This is a genomic window from Sphingomonas sp., assembly GCF_035490575.1.
Classification (GTDB): Bacteria; Pseudomonadota; Alphaproteobacteria; order Sphingomonadales; family Sphingomonadaceae; genus Sphingomonas.
In genome coordinates this window covers 1-21,728 of record NZ_DATJLI010000129.1, presented here as the reverse complement: position 1 = coordinate 21,728, position 21,728 = coordinate 1, and the positions used below count along the sequence as shown (strand labels likewise).

Genomic DNA, 21,728 nt, shown 5'->3' with positions numbered 1-21,728 from the left:
CGGAACGTGACCGGCCTTCGCCGCCTTGCCCGCGACCACGCACCGCTGACCGCGTTGTTGCTGGCGGCCGTCCTGCTGCTGCGGCTGCTGATGCCCGCCGGGTTCATGCCGGTTGCCGACGGCAATGGCAGCCTGACGGTGATGGTCTGTTCGGGCGAGGGTTCGCGCGCGATGACGATCGCGATCCCCGGCCTTGGCGAACGCCCGGCGAAGCCCGCCCCGCAGGAACGCGACAAGGCGGGCAGCCCCTGCGCCTTCGGCTCGCTGGCGGCGGCGTTTCTGGGCAGTGTCGATCCCGCGCTGCTGGGCGCGGCACTGGCGATCGTGGCGCTGCTGGCGCTGCGATCCGTCACACCCGCACCGCACCGCGCGGCCCGGCATCTGCGCCCCCCGCTTCGTGGACCACCCGCCCCCTCGATCGCCTGACGCCATCCGCGCGCGGCCCGCCCGCGCGCTTTCAGGGCAAGGCCCGGCGCTGCCGGGGCCGGTATCGAGGTTCATCATTCCCATGACATTGTTTTCGCGCGCCCTTTGCGGCGCATCGCTTATCGCGCTCGCGATCCCCGCTTATGCCCGTGATGACGATCAGGACCGCGCCATCATCGTCACCGGCGAACGCCAGACACAGGATGCCGAGGCGGAGATACGCAAGACGCCCGGCGGGGTGGATGTCGTCGCCGCCGAGGATTTTGCCGACACGGTAGCGGTGTCGCTGCGCGATGCGCTGGCCTTCTCCCCCGGCGTCTACACCCAGCCGCGTTTCGGACAGGAAGTCCGCATTTCGGTGCGCGGGTCGGGGATCAGCCGGGGTTTCCACATGCGCGGACTGTTGCTGATGCAGGACGGCATTCCCATCAATCTGGCCGACAACAACGGCGACTTTCAGGAACTCGACCCGCAGGTATTCGAGCGGATCGAGGTGTATCGTGGCGGCAATGCGCTGCGCCATGGCGGCTCGACACTTGGTGGGGCGATCAATGCGGTGACGCCGACCGGCCGCACGGCGCCGGGCGTGGAGGCACGGATCGACGGTGGTAGCTGGAACACCGTGCGCGGTAAGCTCGCCGCCGGCCTGGCGACCGAAGCTGGGGACGGGTATCTGGCGATCACCGGCGATGCGTCGGATGGCGACCGGGACCATGCCCGCCGCCGCTCGCTCCGGCTCAATGGCAATGTCGGTTTGCGGCTGCGGGAGGGGGTGGAGACGCGCTTCTACGCCAGCGCCAACCATATCCAGCAGGAACTCCCCGGAGCGCTGACCCGAACGCAGGCGTTGAGCAACCCTGGCCAGACGCTACCGGGTAATATCGCGCAGGATCAGGCGCGCGACATCGATTCGATCCGGTTGCAGAACCGGACGACGATAGCGCTGGGCAGCGGCAGCCTTTCGTTCGGCGGGTTCCTGAATGCCAAGCAGCTCGACCACCCGATTTTTCAGGTCATCGACCAGAAATCGACCGATCATGGCGCCTTTGCCCGGCTGGAGCTGGTCGGCGAAGTCGCGGGGCTGCCGGTCGAGGCATCGCTGGGGTCAACTGCGCGGTTCGGCACCGTGCAGGCGCGGCAATATGTGAATGTCGGCAGGCGGCGCGGCGCGCTGACGGCGGATGCGCGGCAGCGGGCGCGGACCATCGACAGTTATGGCGAAGTGCGCGTGCGGCTGGTCCCCGCACTGTCGCTGGTGGCGGGCGCCGTCCATACGCATGGCGAGCGCGAAGTCGCCAACCGGCTGGCACCCGCGCGCAGCGGGTCGGCCAGTTTTGACGTGTTTTCTCCCAAGGCGGGTTTGCTGTTCGAGCCGGTGGCGGGGGTGCAGTTCTTTGCCAACGCCAACCGCTCGGTCGAGCTGCCGGGTTTCAGCGAGCTGAACCAGACGCCGTTCGCGATCGGCGGCGTGGTGACGCCGGGCTTTGTCGATCTCGATCCGCAACGCGCCTGGACCTATGAAGCGGGTGCTCGCGGGCAGGCGGGCATCGCCCGGTTCGACGTGACGCTCTACCGCGCCGATATTCGCGGGGAGTTGCTGCAATATAATCAGGCGCCCGATATTCCCGCCGCGACGTTCAACGCGAGGCGCACGCGGCATCAGGGGATTGAGGCCGGGCTGGACCTTGCTTTCGCGCCGTGGGCGACCCTGCGGCAAAGCTACCAGCTCAACGACTTTCGCTTTCGCGGCGACGCAGTGTTCGGAGACAATCGCCTGCCGGTGGTCGCGCGGCACGTCTATCGCGGCGAATTGCGGCTGGGGACTGAACGGCTGTCCGTCACCCCCAACGTCGAATGGGTGCCCGATGGGGCCTGGGCCGATTACGCGAACAGCGTGAAGGTGCCCGATTATGCCCTGATCGGCATCGGCGCGCGGGCGAGATTGCGAGGCGGGCTGAGCCTGTTCGTTGATGCGCGCAACCTGACGGGTCGCCGCGCGATCGGCGACATTTCGGCGGCGGTGCGGGCAGGCGACGCGTCGGCCATCTACTACCCGGTTGAGCGACGCGCCGTGTATGGCGGCGTGCGGGCGCGTTTCTGATGGACGCGCTGTATCGCTCCGTCTGGCGCTGGCATCTGGTTGCAGGATTGCTGGTGCTGCCCTTCCTCGCCTGGCTTGCCGTCACGGGCGGGCTGTATCTCTACAAGGCCGAGATCGAGCGCGCGGTCTATGCCGACTGGCTGGCCGTCGCGCCGCGTGCGCCGCTGTCGCTGGGCACGATGACGGCGCGGGTCGAGCAGGCCACCGGCGGACGTGTAGCGCAAGTCACGCGGCCCGCCGAGCGCGAAAGCTGGCGAATGACGGTCGCGATGGCCGATGGCACGCGCCGCACCGCCTTTGTCGACCCCGGTGACGGGCGCGTGCTGGGCACGACGCGCGCGGGCGGGGTGATGAGCGTGGTGCGCGAACTGCACAGCCTCATCATCGCTGGGCCGCTGGGCAATGCGGTGATCGAGATCGTCGCGGGCTGGACGATCGTGCTGGTGCTGACGGGCCTGTGGCTGTGGTGGCCGCGCGGCGGCGCCCCCGCGATCGGTGTTCGCGGAAAGCCAAGAGAACGACGCTTCTGGCGCGACCTGCATGCCTCGACCGGCATCGTCGCGGGCGCGGTGATCCTGTTCCTGGCCGTCACGGGGATGCCGTGGAGCGGGGTGTGGGGCAGGGGGCTGCAGGGGCTGGTCGCGGCGCAGGGCTGGGGCCGCCCGAAATCGCCCGGACCCGCGCCGTGGGCGGCGGCAAAGGGCGATCATCACGCCGCCGCGACGCTGCCCTGGTCGATGCAGCGCGCCCTCGTTCCTGCCGCGAGCGCGGGCGATATCGGTCCTGACCGCGCGCTGTCGGTGGCCAGGGGGCGGGGTGTGGGGGATGGCTGGACGATGACGCTGCCGGCCTCGCCGGGCGCGCCCTATCTGGTCAGCGCCACCATCGCACGCGCCGATGACGCGCATGTCGTCTATGTCGATGCCGGATCGGGCCGCCTGCTACAGGATGCGCGCGCCCCTGATTTCGGGCCGGGCGCGCGGGCCATCGAATGGGGCATCGCCACGCATCAGGGCCAGCAATATGGCGAGGCGAACCGACTGGTCATGCTGGCGGGGTGCATTGCCATTCTGATGCTGGTCGCAACGGCGCCCGTGATGTGGTTTAAACGCCGTCCGCGCGGCCTTGACCTGCCGCCGGGGCGCAGTGGGCGCGGGTTGACAATGCTGATGGCGGGGGCGGGGCTGTTGTTTCCGCTGACTGGCCTGACCATGCTGGTCGCGCTGGTGGTGGCGCAGGCGCGACGCCGCCTCGCCAGCGGTTGACCAATTGACTGATAGCGGTAACGGTTCGGCTATCGACGGATAAGGGGAGAGGATCATGGCGGATCGCCGCTCGACGCTGAAATTGATGCTGGGCGCGAGTGCCGCCGTGGCCATGCCGATGCTGGCGCGCGCGGGGCTGCCGGTTCAGGCCGACCGCCGCGCGGTGTATCGCGATGCACGCGCGCCGATCCCCGACCGCGTCAGCGACCTGCTGGGCCGCATGACGCTGGAGGAAAAGGTCATGCAGATGATCGCGCTGTGGGCGACCAAGAGCGAGATCATGGACGGCATGACGTTCGATCCGGCCAAGGCGACCAAGGCATACCCGGACGGCTTCGGCCAGTTGACGCGCGCATCCGACAAGCGCGGCGTCACCGGCGTCGCGGGCGCTGCCGGGGCGACGGTCAACAATGGTCGCACGCCCGAACAGACGGTCAATTTCATCAACGCAATGCAGCGCTGGGCGATGACGCAGACGCGCCTTGGCATCCCGGTGCTGGTGCATGAGGAATCGCTGCACGGCTATATGGCCAATCAGGCGACGATGTTCCCGCAGGCGATCGCCATGGCGGGCAGTTTCGACACCGACCTGATGCGCCGTGTCCAGTCGCAGATCGCAAGGGAAGCACGCGCACGCGGCGTGCCGTTTGTCCTGTCGCCGGTCGTCGACATTGTGCGCGATCCACGCTGGGGCCGGATCGAGGAGACATTCGGCGAAGACCCCTATCTGGTCGGCGAAATGGGTGTCGCTGCGGTCGAGGGATTGCAGGGACCGGGCAAGACCCCCGTGCTGCCCAAGGGCAAGGTGTTCGCCACGCTGAAACACATGACCGGCCACGGCCAGCCTGAAGCGGGCAACAATGTCGCCCCGGCCCAGATCAGCGAGCGTGAGTTGCGCGAGAACTTCTTCCCGCCCTTCCGCGAAGTGGTGGAGCGCACCGGCATCGGCGCGGTGATGCCGAGTTATAACGAGATCGACGGCGTGCCCAGCCACGCCAACCACTGGCTGCTGGACAAGGTGCTGCGCCGCGAATGGGGCTTCGACGGGGTGATCGTCAGCGATTATGGCGCGGTCCACGAATTGGCGACACTGCATCATGTCGCCACCGACCTGGAAGACGCCGCGCGGCAGGCGCTGGCAGCGGGCGTCGATTGGGAACTGCCCGACGGACAGGCGTTCCGCACGCTGGTGGCGCAGGTGCGCGCGGGCAAGGTCGAGCAGGCGCTGATCGACCGCGCGGTCGAACGCATCCTGACGTTCAAGTTCCGCGCCGGGCTGTTCGAAAATCCTTATGGCAATCTGCGCGAGGCGCTGCGCGTCACCGGTAATGCCGAAGCGCGGGCATTGGCGCTGGAAGCAGCGCGCAAGTCGCTGTGTCTCCTCAAGAACGATGGGACGTTGCCGCTGGCGAAAACGGGCGGCGCGGTCGCGGTGATCGGGCCGAATGCCGATGTCGCGCGGCTGGGCGGCTATTCAAGCGTGCCGCAGCAGACGGTCAGCCTGCTGGACGGCGTGCGCGCGCTGGTGGGCAGGGGGCGGCCGATCGTTACCGCACAGGGTGTGTTCATCACAAAGGGCGAGGACCGCTCCTCCGACGAAGTGCTGCTTGCCGATCCGGCGGATAACCGCCGCCTGATCGCCGAGGCGGTCGAAGTCGCGCGCGCGGCGGACGTGATCGTGCTGGCGATCGGCGACACCGAACAGGTCAGCCGGGAGGCTTATGCAAAGAATCACCTAGGTGACCGCACCGATATCGACCTGGTGGGCGAACAGAACGAACTGTTCTCCGCGCTCAAGGCGCTGGGCAAGCCCATCGTCGTCGCCGCGATCAATGGCCGCCCACCCAGCTGGCCGACGATCGCCGAGGGCGCGAACGCGATCCTCGAATGCTGGTATGTCGGGCAGGAAGGCGGCACCGCAATTGCCGAGGGGTTGTTCGGTGACGTCAATCCGGGCGCCAAGCTGCCCGTCACCGTCGTCCGCAACGAAGGGCAGGTGCCCTTTTACTATAACCACAAGCCGACGGCGCGGCGCGGCTATCTGTTCGACGACGCCTCACCGCTGTTCCCGTTCGGTCACGGGCTTAGTTACACCCGGTTCGAGATCGGCGCGCCGGTCCTGTCGGCGACGCGCATCGCCACCGACGGATCGGTGCAGGCCGTGGTCGAGGTCGCCAATGTCGGCGACCGGGCGGGCGACGAGGTGGTGCAGTTGTATATCCGCCGCCGTTCGGCATCGGTGACGCAACCCGTGCTGGAGTTGAAGGGGTTTGAGCGCATCACGCTGGCCCCCGGCGAGCGGCAGCGCGTCACGCTGACGCTGGGACCAAAGAGCTTCCGCCTGTGGAACCGCGAGCTTGAGGAAGTGGTGGAGCCGGGTGAGGTCGAGGTGCTGGCCGGGCCAAGCTCGGCGATGCTCAAGGGCACGACGCTGACGATCGGCTGACCGGCGCTTGTCGCGCAAAAAAAGGGGGCGGTTCCGGTTGGAGCCGCCCCCTTTTTGGTGTCACGCTGCGAATTGGGGTTCGCGGTATCGTGGGTTGATGAGGTGGATGACCAGCAGCGCCAACAGATAGGCGACGCCGCACGCCACGAAAAACGGCTCGTAACTGCCCACCGTGTCGAGCAGCGCGCCCAGCGATTTCGAGGCGATGAACCCGCCGATCGCTCCGGATACGCCGCCCAGGCCGATCAGCGCCCCTTGGGCGTTGCGCGGGAACAGGTCGCCCGGCATCGCGAACAGGTTGGTCGAAAAGCCCTGGTGCGCGGCGCACGCAATGCCGATCAGCGTCACCGCAACCCAGACATTCGACGCCTGCACCGCGAACATCACCGGCACCGCGAACAGCGCACAGACGAACATCGCCTGTTTGCGCGCGCGGTTGGTGGTGCGGCCGCGTTTCAGCAGCGATGACGAATACCAGCCGCCCGCAACCGCCCCCACATCGGCAAGGATGTAGATGACGACCAGTGGCGGTCCGAAACTTTTCAGGTCATAGCCATATTGTTTGGAGAAAAAGTCCGGCAGCCAGAACAGGAAGGTCCACCAGACAGGATCGATCAGGAACCGCCCGGTCATATAGGCCCAGGTTTCGCGGTGGCGCAGCACCTTCAGGAAACCGGCGCGGCGGGCCTGCACGACCGGTTCGGCCTCGATCCACTGGCGTTCTTCGGCGGTGACTTTCGGGTGGTCGGCGGGCGCGCGATACCAGCGCCACCAGACGAACAGCCAGACCAGATTGAAGCAGCCGCTGATGATGAATGCCCATCGCCAGTCGAGCAGCAGCCCCGCGACCAGGAACGACACCAATAGCGGCGTGACGACCGCGCCGACATTGGCGCCGGCGTTGAAGATGCCGATCGCCAGTGCGCGTTCCTGCCGTGGAAACCACTGCGACACCGCCGCCAGCGCCGATGGGAACGTGCCCGCTTCGCCCAGCGCCAGCGGAATGCGCGCAATGACGAAGCCGGTGGTCGACGTGGCGAGCGTCTGGGCGAAATGCCCCAGTGTCCAGCTGCCCATCGCGACCAGATAGCCGACCTTTGGCCCGTAACGGTCGATCAGCCAGCCAAAGGCGAGGAAGCCCAGTCCGTAGAAAACCTGAAAATAACCGGCGATGTCGCCATAGCCGGCGTTGGTCCAGCCATACAGCGCCTCTAGCTGGGGCTTGAGCACGCCGAGCACCAGCCGGTCGATATAGGACAGCACGACCGCGGCGAACAGCAGCGCACAGATCGTCCAGCGGATACGCCCGCTCGGCTTTGGCGGCAGCGCGGTCGTTGCTTCGCTCATGTCACCAGCTCCACAACGTGCCGTCCTCAAGCCGGTTCACGGGCAGGAAAGCGCGCCTGTAATCATGCTGTGCGGCCAGATCCTCGTCGATGTCGACGCCCAGCCCCGGTGCCTCGCCCGGATGCATCATGCCGCTCGCGTAGGTATAGGCGTGCGGGAACACGGCGTCGGTTTCCGCCGTGTGGGGCATATGTTCCTGAATGCCGAAATTGGGCACCGACAGGCCGAAATGCAGCGCCGCCGCCATGGTGACGGGCGAGAGGTCGGTCGCACCGTGGCAACCGGTGCGGACCTGATACAGATCGGCCAGCGCGGCGATGCGGCGCAGGTGCGTCAGGCCCCCGGCATGAACGACGGTCGCGCGCACATAATCGATCAACTGGTTCTCGATCAGTTCCTTGCAGTCCCAGATCGAATTAAAGATTTCTCCCGCCGCCAGCGGCGCGGTGGTGTGCTGGCGGATCAGGCGGAACGCGGCCTGATTTTCCGCCGGGGTCGCGTCCTCCAGCCAGAAGGGGCGATAGGGTTCGAGATCCTTGCCCAGCCGCCCCGCCTCGATCGGGGTCAGGCGATGGTGTATATCGTGCAGCAGGTGGATGTCCCAGCCCAGCGCCTCACGCGCGGCGGCGAACAATTCGGGGACGACGCGCATATATTTCGCGGTCGACCAGACGCTTTCGCTGGGCAGGTGGCCGTCCGCCGGTTCGTAATGATGACGGTCCTTCGACACGCCATAGGTGGTGGGCAGGCCCGGCACGCCGCACTGGATGCGGATCGCCCTGTAACCCTTGTCGCGATATTCGATCGCGGCGGCGATCGTGTCGTCGATGGTCGAACCATTGGCATGGCAATAGACGGTGACCCCGTCACGCGCCGCGCCGCCCAGCAACTGATAGACAGGCAGGCCGGCGATCTTGCCCTTGATGTCCCACAGCGCCATGTCGACGGCGGCGATCGCCGTCATCGTCACCGGGCCGCGCCGCCAATAGGCGCCCTTGTAGAGATACTGCCAGATATCCTCGATTCGGTGCGCGTCGCGACCGATCAGGCAGGGGACGACATGATCGTTCAGGTAACTGGCAACCGCCATTTCGCGCCCGTTCAATGTCGCATCGCCGACACCGGTGGTGCCGTCATCGCACTCGATCTTGAGCGTCACGAAGTTGCGGCCCGGACAGGTCACGATGACGCGGGCGGCCACGATCTTGGGCATCGACTCTCCTTTGACATGGCGCCACCCCGTTCGGCCCGGCGCGTATTGATAGCGGTATCACTATCCGGTAAGACCAGCGGTAGACAAGAGCCGTATCGACGCGGCAAGGATTTTCAAAGGGGAGGTGGCGAAAATGCGGCTTGAACGATTGCGCGGAGCCATGGCGGCAATGGTCGCTGCGCTGACCATTCTGGTCTGGCCAAATGCCGCCGCCGCCGATGACGGCTATCGCCTGTGGATGCGCTATGACGCGCTGCCCGCGCCGCAAGGGGCCGCATTAGCCGCCCGCGCCGCGACGGTTGAAAGCGACGAAGCCGCCGATCCGACCATCGCGGCGGCCATCGCCGAGCTTCGCCGTGCGCTGCCGTCGATGACGGGCCGGCCGATGGGGCAAGCCGGGGCGAGGGCCGCGATCCTGGTGGGCACGCCGAAGTCGCAGCGGATCGCTGCGCTCAAGCTCGACCTGTCGCGTGCGGGCGATGAGGGGTTCGTGATCCGCGAAACGCAGGTCGGCGGACGCCCGATGATCGTCATCGCCGGCAATCGTCCGGTCGGCGCGCTTTACGGTGCATTCCATCTGCTGCGGCTGGCGCAGGCCGGCACCTTGCCCGACCGGCTGGACGTGGTTGAGCGGCCGCGCGTGAAACTCAGGATGCTGAACCACTGGGACAATCTGGACCGCACGGTCGAGCGCGGCTTTTCCGGCCAGTCGATCTGGGACTGGTGGAAGCTGCCGACCGCCACCGATCCGCGCTATGTCGACTATGCCCGCGCCAACGCGTCGCTGGGCATCAACGGCACCGTGCTGAACAACGTCAATGCCAAGCCCGACACGCTGACCGCCGAATGGATCGCCAAGGCCGCCGCCGTGGCCGACGTGCTGCGCCCCTATGGCATTAAGGTCTATCTGTCGGCGCGCTGGTCGACCCCGGTCGAGTTGAAGCAGACCAGGACCGCTGACCCGCTGGACCCGGAAGTTGCCGCGTGGTGGAAGGCCAAGGCCGACGAAATCTATCGCGCGATCCCCGATTTCGGCGGCTTTCTGGTCAAGGCCAATTCCGAAGGACAGCCGGGGCCGCAGGATTACAAGCGCACCCATGCCGATGGCGCAAACATGCTTGCCGCTGCCGTCAAGCCGCATGGCGGCATCGTGATGTGGCGCGCCTTCGTCTATTCCGAGGTCGATCCCGAAGATCGCGCGAAGCAGGCTTACTCCGAGTTCAAGCCGCTGGACGGCACGTTCGCCGACAATGTGATCGTCCAGGTCAAGAACGGCCCGATCGATTTCCAGCCGCGCGAACCCTTTCACCCGCTGTTCGGCGCGATGCCGAAAACGCCGCTGGTGATGGAAGTGCAGATCACCAAGGAGTATCTCGGTTTCGCCACGCATCTTGCCTATCTGGCGCCGATGTGGACCGAGGTGCTGGCCGCTGATACCCATGCAAAGGGTAAAGGGTCGACCGTCGCAAAGGTCATCGACGGCAGTCTTGACGGGCACGAACTCACCGGCATGGCCGGCGTCGCCAATATCGGCAGCGACCGGAACTGGTCGGGTTCGATCTTCGATCAGGCGAACTGGTATGCCTATGGCCGGCTGGCCTGGAATCCCGACCTTGCCGCCGATACGATCGCGACCGAATGGGCGCGTCAGACCTTTACGCGCGATCCGGCGTTCGTTCGGCCGGTGGTGGGCATGATGATGGGTTCGCGCCAGGCGGTGGTGGATTACATGACGCCGCTGGGTCTGACGCATCTGATGGCGACGGGCCATCATTATGGGCCGGGGCCGTGGGTCGATGATCTTGCCCGCCCCGAATGGAATCCGGTCTATTACCACCGCGCCGACAGGGACGGCATCGGTTTTGACCGCACGCGCACCGGGTCGAACGCCGTCGCGCAATATGCCGATCCCGTCGCCCGGCGCTTTGCCGATCGCGAGACGGTGGGCGACGACCTGTTGCTGTGGTTCCATCATGTCGGCTGGGACGAGAAGCTGGAATCGGGCCGCACCGTTTGGGAGGAACTGGTCGCGCGTTATGACCGGGGCGTCGCCGCGGTCGATGCGATGCAGGCCGACTGGGCGCGGCTGGCGCCGATGATCGACGCCGAACGTGCGCGGGCGATCACGCAATTTCTTGTCATACAAAAACAAGAGGCCATATGGTGGCGTGACGCCAGCATCGCCTATTTCCAGTCGGTGTCCGGGCGTTCGTTGCCGGCGGGGGTTCGCCCCCCGGCACATGACCTCGAATTCTACAAGGCCATCCGGCATCCCTATGCCCCCGGCCACCACTGATCGTCCGACCGACCAAGGAGACGCGACATATGACCCTTACCGGCGACCTGTTCATCGCGGGTGAGCGCCGCTCGTCCGAGCAACGCTTCCGCGCCTATGACCCCAGCAAGGGGGCCGAGATCGACGACGTCGCATTCGCCGGCGCCAGCGACCAGGACGTGGCCGATGCCTGTGCGGCCGCGGCCGAGGCGTTCCTGCCCTATTCGACCCGTCCGCTGGAGGAGCGCGCCACGTTCCTTGAGGCCATTGCCGACGAGATCGAGGCGCTGGGCGACGAACTGGTCGAGCGTGCGTGCCGCGAGAGCGGCCTGCCGCCCGTCCGCATCGCTGGCGAGCGTGGCCGCACCGCCGGCCAGCTTCGCCTGTTCGCCAAGGAAGTGCGCGACGGCGCATGGCAGAAGCTGCGGATCGACCATGCCGACCCCGCGCGCACGCCGCCCAAGCCCGACCTCAGGCTTCGCACCGTGCCGGTCGGCCCGGTCGCGGTGTTCGGTGCGTCGAACTTCCCGCTCGCCTTCTCGACTGCCGGCGGCGACACCGCATCGGCGCTGGCCGCCGGTTGTCCGGTGGTGATGAAGGGCCACAGCGCGCATCCCGGCACGGCCGAACTGATCGCCATCGCGATCGGCCGCGCGGTCGAGAAGACCGGTATGCCCAAGGGCGTGTTCAGCCTGGTCAACGGCATGGGCCGCCATGTCGGTCAGGGGTTGGTCGCCAATCCGCACATCCAGGCCGTGGGCTTCACCGGTTCGCGCGGGGGTGGCGAGGCGCTGATGAAGATCGCCGCCGCGCGTCCGCGCCCGATCCCGGTCTATGCCGAAATGTCGGCGATCAACCCGGTCATCCTGATGCCCGAGGCATTGAAGGCACGCGGCGAATCGCTGGCCAAGGCCTTCGTCGCCAGCATGGCGATGGGTGCGGGCCAGTTCTGCACCAATCCGGGCCTGGTGCTGGCGATCGACGGGCCGGAGCTGGACGCGTTCGTCAAGCTGGCGGGTGAGACGCTGACGGGTCAGGCGGCACAGGTCATGCTGACCGCCGGCATCCACAAGGCGTTCGAGGAGGGCAAGGAAAAGCTCGGCGCCAGCCCGTTTGTCACCAAGGTGGCCGAAGGTGCGGAGCCGGCCGGTCCGACCCAGGGTCGCGCCGCGCTGTTCAGCGTGTCGGGCAAGGACTTCCTGGCCGATCCGGTCCATCTGCATGAAGTGTTCGGCGTGTCGTCGGTGCTGGTGCGCTGTGCCGACATGGACGAACTGGTCGGCGTGCTGTCCGAACTGGAAGGCCAGTTGACCGCGACGCTTCAGGTCGATCCGGGCGATTATGAGGATGGCAAGCGGCTGATCCCGGTGCTGGAGCAGACCGTCGGCCGCATCATCGCCAATGGCTGGCCGACGGGCGTCGAGGTCGGCCATGCAATGGTCCATGGCGGCCCGTATCCGGCCACGTCGGATGGCCGCACGACATCGGTCGGCACGCTGGCGATCGACCGCTTCCTGCGGCCGGTCAGCTATCAGGACATGCCCGCCGAACTGCTGCCGCAGGCGCTGCACGAAGGCGCCCAGTCGGGCGTGATCGCGCGCATCGACGGCGGCTGGTCGCACTGACGAATGCGCCCCGGCGCGCGGTGAATGCCACGCGCCGGGGTGGTTCGGGCGATTGCCTATCGACCGGGCGTCTGATAGCGCTATCACCAAAGCGAATTGTTGTTGAAGTCAGACTGGTTGTGGGGGAGGGGCCGCGCGATGGCACTGGAATGGAACCGCACGGCGTTGCCCGCCGATCTGGAAACCGCGATCCTGGCGGGGCGCGTCGCGACCGAAGCCGGGGTGGAGCCGGTGCTGTTGCGCGGCGGCATCGTCTATTCGGTGTTCGATACGACGCCGACGACCGCCGATCTTTTCGATCATGATGACCCCGCTTCGATCGAAGGGCGCATCCTGTGCGACCTTGACGCGCTGGGCGCCGAGGGATCCGGCGCGAAGTTCGAACTGCGCTCGCCCCTCGACCTGCAGTGCGTGAAGGCAGCGGGCGTGACCTTTGCCGTGTCGGCGATCGAACGCGTGATCGAGGAACGCGCGCGCGGCGACGCCGGCGCCGCGGCATCGATTCGCGCCGAACTGGAAGATCGCGTCGGCGGCGGCATCCGCTCCGTCGTGCCCGGCAGCGACGAGGCGATGCGCCTGAAATCGGCGCTGATCGATGCGGGCATGTGGTCGCAATATCTTGAAGTCGCGATCGGTCCCGATGCTGAGGTGTTCACCAAATCGCCGGTGCTATCCACGATCGGCTGGGGCGGCGACATCGGCATTCGTTCGGATTCGCACTGGAACAATCCCGAACCCGAAGTGGTGATCGTCGCCAATGCCGCCGGCCGCTCGGTCGGCGCGACGCTGGGCAACGACGTGAACCTGCGCGATTTCGAGGGGCGCAGCGCGCTGCTGCTCGGCAAGGCCAAGGACAATAACGCGTCCTGCGCGCTCGGCCCGTTCATCCGGCTGTTCGGCACCGGTTTCACCATGGACCATGTCCGCACCGCCGAACTGGACCTGACGATCGAGGGCGCCGATGGCTATCGTCTGGAAGGGCACAGCTCGATGAACGAGATCAGCCGCGATCCTGACGACCTGATGCGCCAGACGATGTCGGAGCATCAATATCCCGATGGCTTCGCGCTGTTCCTTGGCACATTGTTCGCGCCGGTTCAGGACCGTGACGAACCGGGCCGAGGTTTCACGCACAAGGTCGGCGACGTGGTGACGATCCGCAGCCCGCTGTTGGGCAGCCTGTCGAACACCGTCGTCACGTCGCGCGACGCGGCGCCGTGGACGTTCGGCATCCGTGCGATGATGACGCAGCTCGCATCGCGGCAGGCGCTTTCCCCCGCCGCCTGAATCACAGCTAACCGGCCCTGGTGCCGCATTTTTCGAAGAAAGACATGTTGCCGATGGCCGAAGCCGATCCTGCGTTCGAAGCACTGCCCAAGGTCGAAGCGCGCGCTGCCTATCCCAGTCTTGCCGGCAAGCGCGTGCTGGTCACGGGCGGCGGTTCGGGCATCGGCGCGGGCATTGTCGAGGGGTTCGCGCGTCAGGGCGCCGACATCACCTTCTTCGACATCGCGGTTGAGGATTCGCGCGCGGTGGTCGAGCGCATCGGTTCGCCCAAGGTCCGTTTCGAACAGGTCGACCTGACGCGGATCGCCGACCTCCAGTCGATGATCGCGCGCCTGATCGACAGCGACGGTGCGTTCGACATCCTGGTCAACAACGCCGCCAATGACGACCGGCACGAAATCGAACAGGTGGACGAAGCATATTGGGACAACCGGGTGGCGGTGAACCTGAAGCACATGTTCTTCTGTGCCCAGGCCGTCGTGCCCAGCATGAAGGCCAGGGGCGGCGGCGCGATCATCAATCTGGGATCGATTTCGTGGCATCTGGGCCTGACGGGCCTGACGCTCTATCAGACCTGCAAGGCCGGTATCGAAGGGCTGACGCGCAGCCTGGCGCGTGAACTGGGACCGGATGGTATTCGCGCTACCTGTGTCATTCCAGGGAATGTCCGCACGCCGCGCCAGCTGAAATGGTATACGCCCGAAGGCGAGGCGGAGATTGTCGATGCCCAGTGTCTCAAGGGTCGCTTGCTCCCGCACGATATTGCCGCGATGGTGATGTTCCTGGCATCCGACGACGCGCATCTGGTCACGGGCCACAGCTATTTCGTCGATGCCGGCTGGCGATAAGGGAGAGAGACTGCATGGCCGTCGTGACGAGTGAACCGCAAAGCATCTGGGCGCTTGGCGGCCCGCTTCTGGAAGGTCCCGTCTGGGTCAGTCGTGAAGCCGCCTTGTGGTTCACCGATATCAAACGGCGCCGCATCTATCGCCTCGACCCCGTGACCGGGGAGCGGCGCGAATGGGCTGCGCCCGATCAGGTCGGCTTCGTGCTGCCGATCGCGGGGGGTGATTTCGTCGCGGGCCTAAAGACCGGGCTGTCGCGCTTCGATCCGGCCGATGGCAGCTTTATGGCGATCCTGGCGCCTGAACCCGACAAGCCCGGCAACCGGCTGAACGACGCCACCGTCGATGCGGCGGGGCGGCTGTGGTTCGGCAGCATGGACGATGGCGAGCAGGCGGCGACCGGCACCATCTATCGCTATGACGGCAAGGATTGCGTCGCGACCACGCCTTTGGTGTCGATCACCAACGGCCCTGCGGTCAGCCCCGATGGTCGCACGCTCTATCATGTCGACACGGTGGGTCAGGTGATCCATGCCGCGACAATCGGCGCGGACGGGTCGCTGTCCGACCCGCGCGTCTTTGTCCGCATCGCGCAGGGGGAGGGGTTTCCCGACGGCCCGGTGTGCGATGCCGAGGGTTGCCTGTGGATCGGCCTGTATGCCGGTGGGGCGGTTCGGCGCTATTCGCCGGCGGGCGAATTGCTGGAAACGGTGCGCTTCCCGGTCAGCGCCATCACCAAGATCGCGTTTGGCGGTCCCGATCTGAAGACCGTCTATGCCACGACCGCTGCCAAGCATCTGGACGAAGCGGGCCGGGCAAAGGAGCCGCTGGCGGGCGACCTGTTCCGCTTTACCGTGGACGTGCCCGGCGTGGCGGTGCCCGAAGCGCGCATCTGAACCGCGCCGATCGCCGACATGAAAAAGGGGCGGCTCGCATCGTGCGGGCCGCCCCTTTTTCGTTGAGATCAGCGGGCGGGGGCGGCGAAGCACCCCCTCCCGCCTGCGATTACCCCTCCATCGCTTCCAGTTCGCGGCCCCGCGTCTCGTGCACCATCCTGGCGACGAAGATGTAGGAGATCAGCGCGCTGACAGCATAGAAGCCATAGGTCACGACCAGACCGATATTGGCCGCTGCCCAGGGGAAGCTGACCGAAATCGCGAAGTTCGCCATCCACTGCGCCAGGCCGGCAAAGGCCAGTGCCGAACCGCGAATCTGGTTCGGGAACATCTCACCCAGCATGACCCACATGACCGGACCCCAGCTGACGTTGAAGAAGATGACATAGAGGTTGGCGGCGATCAGCGCGATGATGCCCCAGTTGCCCGGCAGCGTCACGGCGCCGTCGGCACCCGTCACCGAGTTGGAGAATGCGAACGCCACGGTCGCCAGCGTCACCGTCATGCCCGCCGATCCGACGAGCAGCAGCGGCTTGCGCCCGACCTTGTCGACCAGCGCGACCGTGACGAGGCAGGCAAGGATCGACAGCGTGCCCGACACGATGTTGATGAGGAGCGAGTCGCTTTCCGAGAAACCGACCGACTGCCACAGCACCGCGCCGTAGTAGAAAACGACGTTGATGCCGACGAGCTGCTGGAAAATGGCAAGGCCGATGCCGACCCAGACGATCGGGCGAACTTTACCCGACACCTTGTCGCGCAGATCCGAAAAGCGCGGGCGGTGGTCCTCCGACAGCGACTGCCGGATTTCCGTCACCTTCCGGCGGCCCTCATCCTCGCCCAGCAGCTTGATGAGCACGGCTTCGGCCTCGGCATGACGGCCCTTCGTCACCAGATAGCGCGGGCTTTCCGGGATCGTCAGCAACGCCAGGAAATAGACGAGCGCCGGGATCGCCTGCATCCAGAACATCCAGCGCCACGCTTCGAATCCATACCAGAAGGGCGCGGTCGAACTGCCCGCGACGCCCGCCAGCGCCCAGTTGGCGACGAACGCACCGGTCAGGCCGGTGATAATCATGATCTGCTGCACCGATGCCAGGCGGCCACGGATCGCGGCGGGCGTGACTTCGGAGATATAGGCCGGCGACAGCACCGACGCGGCGCCGACGCCCAGACCGCCGATCAGCCGCGCGACGATGAACACCGCCGAGCTGCCCGCAATCCCGGCCAGCAGCGCGCTTACCAGGAACAGGATCGCCGACAGCATCATCACCTTGCGGCGGCCGATCACATCGGCAAGGCGTCCCGCGGAAAAGGCGCCCGCCGCACAACCAATCAGGATCGCGCCGACATTGAACCCGGTGCCGAGTTCGGACAAATCGAACGCCGCCTCCAGCCCGTCCTGCGTTCCGTTGATGACGCCGCTGTCATAACCGAACATGAAACCGCCGATCGTCGCGACCGCAACGATCGCGCCGATAAAGCCGATGTTGGCGCCGCTGGAAGCCCCTTGCATTCCCGTCTCCCTAAAACGCGGGACGGAACGTCCCGTTCTGGATGTTAGCGATAACCTATGCCGCGATCATGTCGATTGGCAAGTATTCAACGCATCGCGGTGCGCGCCGTCCGTCGGCGGCGGGGTGGCGCGGCGACCGTCTGGGCATCGCCCGGCGGCGCGCCGCATGATTCGCGTATGACCAGTTCGTGCGGCAGGACAAGTTCTTCCTGATCGGCAAAATCGGTGCCGCCGCGTTTCCGCAGATGCGCCAGCAACATGCCGACCGCCGTTTCGGCCATTTGCGCGATCGGCTGGCGCACGGTGGTCAGTTCCGGCCAGATGTTCGTCGCCAGCGCCACATCGTCAAAGCCGACGATGCTGATGTCGCGCGGGATATGCAGACCCTGGCGGTGCGCGACACCGACTGCGGCGGCGGCCATGTCGTCGTTCGAAGCGAATATCGCCGTCGGGCGCGGGCTGCGCTGCAACAGGCGTTCCGCCGCGCTCAGCCCCGATCGGTACGTGAAATAGCCCTGTTCGACGCGCACCCGGCCAGGTTCGATGCCGGCGGCTTCGACGGCGTGGATGAAGCCGCGATGGCGTTCATGGCTGGCGACCTGGTTCGGATGGCCCCGGATGAAGCCGATATCGCGGTGGCCCAGTTCGATCAGGTGCCGCGTCATCGCCGCCGCTGCTTCGAAATCGTCGATCCGCACGTTCAGGCTGCCGGCTTCCCGCCGCCCCATCGCGATCGACACCGACGGGATGTTTGCCGCTTCCAGTTCGGCGCGGACGGGTGGCGATTCGGACAGCGGCGGGGGCAGGATCACGCCCTGCACATCGGTCGCGGCGAATTGGCGAGTCGCCTCTGCCTGTTCCTCGGCACTTTCGCCCTCGCACGGTTCGAGGACCAGGTGGCAACCTGCGCGCCGCGCCGCGGCCAGTGCGCCGATCAGAAACTGGCTGAGATAGGCGGTCGATGGATTGGCATAGAGCAGGCCGATCTGCGTCGCTTCGCCAACGGCCAGCGATCGGGCGGCGGGATTGGGTTTATATTGCAGGCGATCGATCGCTTCGATAACGGCTGCCCGCGTGCTTTCGCGGACATTCTGGCCGCCATTGACCACGCGTGAGACCGTCATGGCCGAAACCCCGGCCGCGCGTGCGACATCCTGAACCGTGACGCCGCCTTGTCCCCGCCGTGTCGCGCGCATCAATCTCTCCCAGTTGCATCAGCGATAAGGCGGGGTTGGCGGCTTGGCAATCTCCGCCGCCGCGCGTGGCAAGGCCGCAACACTTGCCGACGATCTGACGCATTGACCATCTTGGTCAGGCCGAAGAATTGACACTCCGTTTTTTTGGCCTTACCGCGCCGGTTGATAGCGTTACCAGCGCTTTTCGCCTGAAGCCGGCATCGACCGGCATTGTCCAGGAGGGGATTGAATGTTTCCATACGCCCAAGTCCGCCGCACCGCGCTCATGTCGGTCGCCATCCTGCCGTTGATGGCCGTAGCGATGCCCGCTTATGCACAGGACGGCACCGCGCCGATGCCCCCGGAAGCCGTGCCGGCGCAGACCCCTCCGCCTGAGGCACTGGTCGCTGGCGATCAGCCGGCGATGCAGGAAGATATCGTCATTACCGGCGTTCGCGCGTCGATCCAGAGCGCGACCAATGCCAAGCGCAATTCGGTCGCGTTCGGTGATTCGATTTTTGCCGAGGATATCGGCAAGCTGCCCGCCACCAATCTTGCCGAAACGCTGAACCGTATTCCCGGCGTCCGCCTGAACCGCGACATCAGCGGTGAAGGCACGCAGGTGTCGATCCGCGGCCTGGGTCCCAGCTTTTCCAAGGTGCTGCTGAACGGTGCCCAGTTCGCCGTCGCATCCGATGGCGGCACCAACGGATCGGGCGGCGGCAACCGCGAAGTCGATCTCGACTTCTTCCCGTCCGAGCTGTTCACGCGTCTGGACGTCGCCAAGTCGGCGACCGCATCGACGCTGGAAGGCGGCATTGCCGGTACCGTCAACCTTCGCAACGCGCGCCCGTTCGACAAGCCGGGCACGCATCTGACGCTGGTGGCGCAGGGTAACTGGACCGAAACCAACGGCGAAGTCGGTCCGCGCGGGGCGATCGTCGGCAGCCACACCTTCGGCGATACATTCGGTATCCTGGTCGGCGTGGCGGGTGTCAGCCAGCCGACGCGGGTCGATGGTTACGACACGATTGGCTATGCCGACGCGAACCTCGCCTGCGGCACGGGCTGCAACCAGTCGCCGCCAGAGGGCAATGGTTTCAGCTATGCCAATCTGGTGCCCGCCAATGTGGGCCGCGGCCTTGTCGCCGGACAGCCTTATGACATCACCCAGACATCGGGCCTGTCGCTGGAGCAATTGTCCAGCGCGCTGCTGCCGCGCCTGGGCCGCCCCGTCTATACCGAGGGCACGCGTGAGCGTATTTCGGCCGTCGCCGCCGTCGAATGGCGTCCGTCCGACGCGCTGCACATCAACATCGATGGCATCTATGCCCATTCGACGCGCGATTACCTGCGCTCGAACATGAACTGGCAGGTCCGCAATTCGGGGCCGGGCACGACGCCGCAGTCGACGGGTGGCATGGTGCCGTTCGACGTGACGGTGGACGAGAACAATGTCGTCACCAGCGGCGTGTTCGCCAATTCGTCCTTCTTCTCGGAAACCAGCGTATTCCGTCAGGATACCGAATTCTGGAACGTCAATCCCAGCGCGACTTGGAAGCCCAGCGACACGCTGACGATCCAGTTGTCGGGCAATTACGGCAAGAGCGACTTCTTCCGCGAACAGCCGACCTATGCGTTCCAGACCGCGCCCAATTCGGGTGTCGAGGTGACGTATGATAACACCGGCGACACCACCCAGCCGCTCATCATTCCCAATGTGGACTTGGGCGATCCCAACCTTGGCTGGCAATGGTATCGCGTGAACGTCCAGAATGTCCGCCGCGCAACCGAAACGCGTGGCGCGCACCTCGACTTCACTTGGGGCGACGATGCGCTGAACATCAAGTTCGGCGCCGCCTATGACGAGGCGGAACGCAGCGTTCGCGCCTATGACAACACCAACGCGTTTCAGGCGTCGGTTTGCGGCACAAGCTGTGCCGGCCTGACCGGCACGGTGCCGACCACGGCGATCCCGCAATATCTGAACCGTTCACCGTTCACCAATTTCGGGTTCCTGTCGCCCAATGCGTTCGGCTTCAACAGCTTCATCATCCCCGATGTCGACGCGCTGAACGCCGCCACCAATTATGAAGAGTTCCGCGACAACGCCCCCGAGACGCGTGGCGCGGTCACGGGCGGTGCGACCGGCGACGTGTATGAAACTGTCTATGGCGGTTATGTCGAGATCAATGGGCAGGGTGAGCTGTTCGGTCGTCCGATCAGCGCCAATGCCGGTTTCCGCTATGTCTGGACCGACCAGCGCGTGCTCGGCCCCAGCCAGGTCGGCAACACCATCGTCGATATCGAGGCGAACAGCGATTACGAAGAAGTGCTGCCGTCGTTCAACGTGGCCTATGACGTGCTCGACAATCTGAAGCTGCGCTTCGCCGCATCGAAGGGCCTGACCCGGCCCGAAGCTGGACAAATCCTGCCGGGCGTCACCTTCTCCGACCCGGCGGCACAGATCGCCAATGCGGGCAACCCGAACCTGTCGCCCTATCTGTCGGACAATCTCGACCTGGGTGGCGAGTTCTATACCGGCGGCATCGGCTATATCGGCGTGGCGCTGTTCCAGAAGAGCATCGAGGGCTTTACCGTCACCCAGCAGCAGCAGGTGGCGTTTGGCGACCTGAACATCCCGTTCAGCTCGCTGCAGGCGACACAGGCCAACGCGCTGACCGACCGTGCTCGTGCGGCGGGCGTCGCGATCGAGCAGGTGGCGATCACCGTGAACCGGCCGGTCAACCTGCAGAGCCTGCGTATCCGCGGTGTCGAGGGCACCTGGGTCCAGCCGCTGGACTTCCTGATCGACGGCCTCGGCTTTTCGGCCAACGGCACCTATATCACGCAAAGCTCGGAAAGCGGGCTGGTGGCGCCGGGCGTGCCCGAGTTCCAGTATAACCTGCAGGGCTTTTTCGAGAGCGGCGGCGCTTCGGTCAGCCTGAACTATGTCTGGCAGGACGGCGTGATCGCGGCCAATGGTCCGCAGAACAACATTCCCGTGCCGCTGCTGGCCGATGCGCGCGGTCAGCTCGACATGTCGGCGGGCTATACCCTGCCGTTCATGGACAATGCGTTCCGCCTGACGCTGGACGTGCTGAACATCACCAACGAACCGATCCGCACGACCTTCGGTTACGACAACGCCACCTTCAACGCCTATTTTCCCGGGCGTCAGGTGCTGGCGGGTATCCGCGCGAACTTCTGATGACTATTCCGGTGCTTCTTGCATGAAGTGCCAGACCGGCCGGTCCCGTGCGGGGCCGGCCATTTTTGTTTGTGGGGAGGATGGGATGCGGGCGATCGGT

Annotated in this window: 14 protein-coding genes; 10 read left to right on the top strand and 4 right to left on the bottom strand. The window is 65.9% G+C overall.

Translation table 11 applies throughout. The annotated features are described in order from the left end of the window. The first annotated feature begins 6 nt into the window (after positions 1–6). The 4 genes from VL973_RS09735 (at position 7) to VL973_RS09720 (ending at position 6,238) form a co-directional block, all read left to right on the top strand. The gene (locus tag VL973_RS09735) at positions 7–426 is read left to right on the top strand and encodes a DUF2946 family protein (protein WP_325283824.1); all 420 of its coding nucleotides are present in this window, start codon (positions 7–9) and stop codon (positions 424–426) included. A gap of 82 nt (positions 427–508) precedes the next feature. After that, the gene (locus tag VL973_RS09730; RefSeq protein WP_325283823.1) at positions 509–2,527 is read left to right on the top strand and encodes a TonB-dependent receptor family protein; all 2,019 of its coding nucleotides are present in this window, start codon (positions 509–511) and stop codon (positions 2,525–2,527) included. Beyond that, positions 2,527–3,792 (top strand): PepSY-associated TM helix domain-containing protein, encoded by a 1,266-nt coding sequence (locus VL973_RS09725; RefSeq protein ID WP_325283822.1) that lies wholly within the window; start codon positions 2,527–2,529, stop codon positions 3,790–3,792. Before VL973_RS09730 ends, VL973_RS09725 begins: the two co-directional genes overlap by 1 nt. A 55-nt stretch (positions 3,793–3,847) precedes the next feature. Beyond that, positions 3,848–6,238, top strand: a complete 2,391-nt coding sequence (locus tag VL973_RS09720) for a glycoside hydrolase family 3 N-terminal domain-containing protein (protein ID WP_414712228.1) — start codon at positions 3,848–3,850, stop codon at positions 6,236–6,238. A 60-nt stretch (positions 6,239–6,298) separates the two neighbouring features. On the opposite strand, the gene VL973_RS09715 is transcribed toward VL973_RS09720, so the two are convergent. Both VL973_RS09715 and manD read right to left on the bottom strand, forming a co-directional pair. Further along, positions 6,299–7,585, bottom strand: a complete 1,287-nt coding sequence (locus VL973_RS09715; RefSeq protein WP_325283821.1) for an MFS transporter — start codon at positions 7,583–7,585, stop codon at positions 6,299–6,301. Between the two features lies 1 nt (position 7,586). Further along, positions 7,587–8,798, bottom strand: coding sequence for a D-mannonate dehydratase ManD (gene manD / locus VL973_RS09710; RefSeq protein WP_325283820.1), 1,212 nt, complete (start codon positions 8,796–8,798; stop codon positions 7,587–7,589). A 160-nt stretch (positions 8,799–8,958) separates the two neighbouring features. On the opposite strand from manD, the gene VL973_RS09705 reads away from it, so the two are divergent. The 5 genes from VL973_RS09705 (at position 8,959) to VL973_RS09685 (ending at position 15,726) form a co-directional block, all read left to right on the top strand. Beyond that, positions 8,959–11,094, top strand: a complete 2,136-nt coding sequence (locus VL973_RS09705; protein ID WP_325283819.1) for an alpha-glucuronidase family glycosyl hydrolase — start codon at positions 8,959–8,961, stop codon at positions 11,092–11,094. Between the two features lie 29 nt (positions 11,095–11,123). Next, positions 11,124–12,698: an aldehyde dehydrogenase (NADP(+)) gene (locus VL973_RS09700; protein ID WP_325283818.1), complete on the top strand. Its 1,575-nt coding sequence runs from the start codon at positions 11,124–11,126 to the stop codon at positions 12,696–12,698. 138 nt (positions 12,699–12,836) lie between these two features. Beyond that, on the top strand, positions 12,837–13,985 hold the full coding sequence (locus tag VL973_RS09695) for a fumarylacetoacetate hydrolase family protein (RefSeq protein ID WP_325283817.1): 1,149 nt from the start codon (positions 12,837–12,839) through the stop codon (positions 13,983–13,985). 53 nt (positions 13,986–14,038) lie between these two features. Further along, on the top strand, positions 14,039–14,833 hold the full coding sequence (xylB, locus tag VL973_RS09690; RefSeq protein WP_414712230.1) for a D-xylose 1-dehydrogenase: 795 nt from the start codon (positions 14,039–14,041) through the stop codon (positions 14,831–14,833). A gap of 14 nt (positions 14,834–14,847) precedes the next feature. Next, positions 14,848–15,726: an SMP-30/gluconolactonase/LRE family protein gene (locus tag VL973_RS09685; RefSeq protein WP_325283815.1), complete on the top strand. Its 879-nt coding sequence runs from the start codon at positions 14,848–14,850 to the stop codon at positions 15,724–15,726. Positions 15,727–15,835: 109 nt separating this feature from the next. Here VL973_RS09685 and VL973_RS09680 read toward each other — a convergent pair whose 3' ends face one another. Together VL973_RS09680 and VL973_RS09675 are read right to left on the bottom strand one after the other, a co-directional pair. Next, on the bottom strand, positions 15,836–17,242 hold the full coding sequence (locus tag VL973_RS09680) for a sugar porter family MFS transporter (RefSeq protein ID WP_325283814.1): 1,407 nt from the start codon (positions 17,240–17,242) through the stop codon (positions 15,836–15,838). A gap of 86 nt (positions 17,243–17,328) precedes the next feature. Further along, positions 17,329–18,438, bottom strand: a complete 1,110-nt coding sequence (locus VL973_RS09675; RefSeq protein WP_325283813.1) for a LacI family DNA-binding transcriptional regulator — start codon at positions 18,436–18,438, stop codon at positions 17,329–17,331. A 229-nt stretch (positions 18,439–18,667) separates the two neighbouring features. Between VL973_RS09675 and VL973_RS09670 the strand changes: the two genes are divergently transcribed. Continuing rightward, positions 18,668–21,628 (top strand): TonB-dependent receptor, encoded by a 2,961-nt coding sequence (locus VL973_RS09670; protein ID WP_325283812.1) that lies wholly within the window; start codon positions 18,668–18,670, stop codon positions 21,626–21,628. Positions 21,629–21,728 lie beyond the last annotated feature (100 nt).

Coding starts and splice junctions, on each gene's coding strand:
- manD (WP_325283820.1), bottom strand. CDS start 8,798: ATGCCCAAGATCGTGGCCGCCCGCGTCATCGTGACCTGTCCGGGCCGC.
- VL973_RS09715 (WP_325283821.1), bottom strand. CDS start 7,585: ATGAGCGAAGCAACGACCGCGCTGCCGCCAAAGCCGAGCGGGCGTATC.
- VL973_RS09680 (WP_325283814.1), bottom strand. CDS start 17,242: ATGCAAGGGGCTTCCAGCGGCGCCAACATCGGCTTTATCGGCGCGATC.
- VL973_RS09695 (WP_325283817.1), top strand. CDS start 12,837: ATGGCACTGGAATGGAACCGCACGGCGTTGCCCGCCGATCTGGAAACC.
- VL973_RS09685 (WP_325283815.1), top strand. CDS start 14,848: ATGGCCGTCGTGACGAGTGAACCGCAAAGCATCTGGGCGCTTGGCGGC.
- VL973_RS09725 (WP_325283822.1), top strand. CDS start 2,527: ATGGACGCGCTGTATCGCTCCGTCTGGCGCTGGCATCTGGTTGCAGGA.
- VL973_RS09670 (WP_325283812.1), top strand. CDS start 18,668: ATGTTTCCATACGCCCAAGTCCGCCGCACCGCGCTCATGTCGGTCGCC.
- VL973_RS09675 (WP_325283813.1), bottom strand. CDS start 18,438: ATGCGCGCGACACGGCGGGGACAAGGCGGCGTCACGGTTCAGGATGTC.
- VL973_RS09720 (WP_414712228.1), top strand. CDS start 3,848: ATGGCGGATCGCCGCTCGACGCTGAAATTGATGCTGGGCGCGAGTGCC.
- VL973_RS09730 (WP_325283823.1), top strand. CDS start 509: ATGACATTGTTTTCGCGCGCCCTTTGCGGCGCATCGCTTATCGCGCTC.
- xylB (WP_414712230.1), top strand. CDS start 14,039: ATGGCCGAAGCCGATCCTGCGTTCGAAGCACTGCCCAAGGTCGAAGCG.
- VL973_RS09700 (WP_325283818.1), top strand. CDS start 11,124: ATGACCCTTACCGGCGACCTGTTCATCGCGGGTGAGCGCCGCTCGTCC.
- VL973_RS09705 (WP_325283819.1), top strand. CDS start 8,959: ATGGCGGCAATGGTCGCTGCGCTGACCATTCTGGTCTGGCCAAATGCC.